The organism is Kitasatospora sp. NPDC056783 (genome assembly GCF_042789895.1).
GTDB lineage: Bacteria > Actinomycetota > Actinomycetes > Streptomycetales > Streptomycetaceae > Kitasatospora.
The window spans coordinates 1-4533 of the sequence record NZ_JBHUAF010000536.1; the positions used below are offsets into that span (position 1 = coordinate 1).

At 72.8% G+C, this 4533-nt stretch carries 3 protein-coding genes; 1 reads left to right on the forward strand and 2 read right to left on the reverse strand.

The window, feature by feature from the left end; all coding sequences use genetic code 11:
- Positions 1 to 167 precede the first annotated feature (167 nt).
- Positions 168 to 755, reverse strand: a complete 588-nt coding sequence (locus ACFRMQ_RS38600; RefSeq protein WP_380735561.1) for a TerD family protein — start codon at positions 753 to 755, stop codon at positions 168 to 170.
- 330 nt (positions 756 to 1085) lie between these two features.
- On the opposite strand from ACFRMQ_RS38600, the gene ACFRMQ_RS38605 reads away from it, so the two are divergent.
- Positions 1086 to 3359, forward strand: a complete 2274-nt coding sequence (locus tag ACFRMQ_RS38605) for a hypothetical protein (RefSeq protein WP_380735562.1) — start codon at positions 1086 to 1088, stop codon at positions 3357 to 3359.
- Here ACFRMQ_RS38605 and ACFRMQ_RS38610 read toward each other — a convergent pair.
- Positions 3356 to 4435: a hypothetical protein gene (locus tag ACFRMQ_RS38610; protein ID WP_380735563.1), complete on the reverse strand. Its 1080-nt coding sequence runs from the start codon at positions 4433 to 4435 to the stop codon at positions 3356 to 3358. The genes ACFRMQ_RS38605 and ACFRMQ_RS38610 overlap by 4 nt on opposite strands.
- Positions 4436 to 4533: the final 98 nt, after the last annotated feature.

The following is a 4533-nucleotide window of genomic DNA, read 5'->3' on the forward strand; positions in this document are numbered from 1 at the left end:
GTCCCGCACCCGGGACCGCGCCCCCGCCACCATCCCGGTGCCGACCGTGGCCTCGCCCTCCCCCAGCACCCGGACCCAGCGCGGCATGATCTCGTCGCGCCGGGTCAGCGACTCGAACCAGGCGTCGTCGAGCACCCGGCAGCGGTTCCGCCGGGAGCCGAGCGGGGTCAGAGGTACTTGACCAGCTCCGGCATCAGGTCCTGGAAGGTCCGCCCACCGGCCGGCTGGCCGATCGCCGTCATCTGCCAACCGCCCGCCGTGCGCTGCACCTTGGCCATGATCTGCGCGGTGTACGGGCCGCCGCCGGTGAGCGTGTAGCGGGCCAGCTCGATGCCGGTGGTCTCGTCCACCAGCCGGCAGAAGGCCGCCTCCACCTCTTGGAAGGTCTGCCCGGTGAAGGAGTTGACGGTGAAGACGATCTGGTCGACCTCGGCGGAGACGGTGGTCAGGTCGACCGTGATCGACTCGTCGTCGGTCGCGTCGCCCGCACCGCCGACCAGGTTGTCCCCGCTGTGCCGCACCGAGCCGTCATTGCTGTTGAGGTGCTGGAAGAACACCACGTCCACCGGCCGCCCCTGGGCGAACAGCACCGCCGAGGCGTCCAGGTCGATCTCCCGGCCGGCGGACAGCAGCTTGGCGAGGAAGCCCTTGCGCTCGGCCGCCTTCCAGCCCAGGCCCATCCGGACCAGGCTCAACTGCCCGCCGCCCGGCTTCTCCAGGCTGATCTTCTGCCCCTTGGCCAGCGAAACGCTCATCGCGTCCTCCTCGTTCTGCCACCGCCCGTGCCGCGAATCTACAGCACTGTAGAGAATTTATGATCATCAACGGTGTCCTGCGAGCACCCCTACCCCGAACTCCCCCGCGCCTCACCCCGACGACGGTCCGCACACTGATGGAACCGGCGGTCCGACGTCTGGCGTAGCCGCGGACCGGGACCGGACGGCCGGGGCGGCACACCGTCTAGGGTCGGCCCCGGGTCGGCGCACCGTGCGCGCACCGACCGCATCGCCCACGACTCGCAGTGCTCACGACCGTTCCCGGGCCGCGCCCACCCACGCCGGCCCGCTCACGCTGGGGGGACCACCATGCCCGAGCAGCACGAAGGAACCGCACGGCACGACGGAAGCGACCAGCAGGCAACACCACCACGACCCGACGGCTCCCGCCTCGGCCGCCGCCGCCTGCTCCGGGCCGGCCTCGGCGCGGGCGGCGCCCTGGCCACCGTCCGGCTGCTGCCCGGCGGCGCGGCCTGGGCCGCCACCGCGCCGGACCACGAGTTCGGCACCTCCCAGTACGACGGCCTCTGGCCCAGCACCCACCGCGCCACGCCGCGCGCCACCGGCCCCACCGTCGCCGCCCCGGCCTGGCCCGACTGGGCCCGCTACGCCCGCATCGCCGACGGCACCTTCAACGAGCCCGCCGACATGCAGGGCTACGTGGACGCCCTCAAGGCTCAGGAGGTCAGCGTCATCGAGCTGGACACCCTGCTCTCGAACTGGCTCACCGACGCCGAGTTCGCCGCCCACATGGCCGAGGTGAAGCAGTTCACCGGCCTCGCCCACGCCGCCGGCCTCAAGGTCGTCATGTACTACCCGTCGCTGGAGCTGATCTCCCCCGGCGGCGAGAAGGGCCGCTCCTTCTACAAGAACGACCAGGGCAAGAACTGGGTCCAGCGCGACCTCGCCGGCAAGCCCAACGTGTTCTACGGCAGCGTAGTCGTCTGGGTCGACCCGGGCGACGAGAGCGTCTGGCTCAGCCCCAACTCGCCCTGGCGGGACTACTACCTCAAGCGGATCAAGGGCGTGGCCGCGACCGGCGTGGACGGCATCTGGCCGGACGTCCCGATCTACTTCGACGGCGTGCTCTCCTGGTGCGACGCCTCCACCTGGGGCGCGGCCGCGTTCAAGGCCGACACCGGCCTGGACCTGCCCAAGGCCGCGAACTACGCCGACCCGGTCTTCCGCCGCTACATCGAGTGGCGCCACCGCAACCTGCTCGGGTTCCAGCTGGACATCGCCGCCGCGGGCCGCTCGGTCAACCCCGACCTGGTCACCTTCGTCGAGACCGTCTCGATGGACTACCGCTACGCCACCTCGATCGGCCTGGACGGCGGATACCTGCGCCAGGCCCCCGGCGCCGTCAGCCAGGTCTGGGAGGTGGACATCCTCGGCAACTACGACGGCATGCGGCACGCCACCGCCTCCGACTGGACCTGTCTGATCTCGATGTACAAGTACGCCCGCGCCGCCAGCGGCACCAAGCCCGCCTGGGCGTTCTCCTACGGCTGGCAGGCCGACGACGCCTCGCTGGTGATGTCCCAACTGATCGCGACCGGCTGCAACCCGTACGAGGTGAAGACCCCGTTCAAGAACGACACCGTGGACGCCGCGATGCGCACCCGGATGTACCGCTTCGTGCGCGTCAACCAGGCCAAGCTCTACGACCCGGTCTCGATCGCGCAGGTCGGCGTCTACCACTCGGCGCCGTCCCGGGACTACGTGGCGCCCGGCGAGGGCAACGGGATGTACGTCAACGCCAAGGCCCCGGCCGGGATCGCCGACTGGTGGGGCGGCGACGACCCGCAGATGAGCTGCGCCTCGCTCCCCTGGCTCGGCGAGTTCCGGGGCACCGTGAAGGCACTGGTCTACGCCCACGTGCCGTTCGACACGGTGCCCAGCCCCGGCCTGACCGCCGACGACCTGGCCCGCTTCAAGGTCCTGCTGCTGCCCAACCTCCAGGCGGTCTCGGACACCGAGGCGGCGCTGCTGCGCGCCTTCGTCTCGGCCGGCGGGACGATCGTGATCACCGGCCCGGCACCCACCGCACTGGACGAACTGGGCGGCCAGCGCGCCGAGTTCGCGCTCTCCGACGTGCTCGGCCTGCGCAGGGCCGATCCGCTGCCCGCCACCAAGCAGAACTCCTTCGGCAGCGGCAGCTGCTGGTACGTCAAGGCCCTGCCCGGGCTGAGCTACCTGACCAAGACCGACCAGGCCTCGGCGGACCAACTGCTCGCCGCCGTCCGGCAGTCCGCCCCGCCGGCCGTCACCCTGGCCGGGGACCGGCGGATCTTCCTGGACGCCCGGCGGCTCGGCGCCGACACCGTCGTCCACCTGGTGAACTTCAGCAACTTCGAGGACACCCCGGCGGCGTTCCGCGGCAGCCCCGCCAACTGCACGCTGTCCTACGCACTCCCGGCCGGGGCGAGCGTCACCGCCGTCACGGTCGCCGGCCCGGACGGCACCGACCCGGCGCCCAAGGCCGTCCCGTACACCGTCACCGGCGCGACGGTCAGCGTGCCGCTGACCGTCGCCCAGTACTCGGTGGTCACGGTCACCGTGGCTCAGGCCGGACAGGCCTAGCGCGCCGGCGCGGGGATGCGCCAGAGGGCGGCGGGGTTGGCCTCGCCGCCCCGGGCGGACTCGAAGGCGATCCACTTCCCGTCCGGGGACCAGCTCGGCGCACCGTCGTAGGCGGCGTCGTCGTGGGTCACCCGGACGGGAGTGCCGCCGCCCGCCGCCACCACGAAGAGCTGGGCGTTCGGCAGGCCGCCCAGGTTGGAGGAGAAGACCAGGAAGCGGCCGTCCGGGGACCAGCTCGGGTCGGTGTGCTCGCCCGGCGTGCCGGTGACCTGCCGCAGCCCGCCGCCGTCCGCGCCCACCGTCCACAGCGACCAGTCCTCGCGGCCCGCGCCGCGCCGCTGGAAGACGATCCGGTCGCCCGTCGGGGACCAGTTGGGCTGCCGGTTGTCCGTGCCGGTCCCCCGGCCGTCCACCAGCGGGACGGGCGCGCCGCCGCCACGACGGACCTTCCAGAGCGAGTCCTGCTCGGCCGCGTCGTCCTGCCCCGCCGCGTCGTCCTGCCCGGCGGCGCGCTCCGGCTCCCAGCTCTGCTGGAAGACGATCCACTCGCCGTCCGGGGAGAAGCTCGGTTCGCTGTAGCCGCTGCCGTCGGCGTGGCTGGTCACCCGCTCGGGGGCGCCACCCGGCTTCATCAGCCAGACCTCGTCGTGGCCGGACTCCCGGTCGGTGGCGAAGGCGAAGGCGCCGGCGGCGGCGTTCCAGCTGGCACCGGGGAGGTTGACGGCCGCCCGGTCCGGGTCGTCCAGCACCGTGCGGGGTGCGCCGCCGTCCGACGGCAGGATGCCGAGGGCGGCGGCGCCCTTGTTGTAGCCCCCGCTGAACTCGGTCAGCAGCACCGAACGGCCGTCCGGGGCGAAGGCCGGGTTCTGGGCGCTGCGGCCACCGCCGGCCCGGTAGAGCAGCCGGGCTCCGTCGGCGCGGCTCTCGGCGCCGGAAGGCCCGGGCCCGGGCCGCTCCTCGACGGCGGCTCCGGAGCCCGAGCCGGAGTCGGAACCCGAGCCCGAGCCCGAGCCACTACAGCCGGCCAGCAGCAGGGCGGCGCCGACCGCGACCGTCGCGAGCATGCGATTCCTCATGCCCACAAGCTAGTTGACGAGGCATCAGTTGTCGTACGCCGCCAGGCGGATCGGACTCCGCCGGCCGGCAGGGGCCGCCGCACCTCCGGTGGCACCCG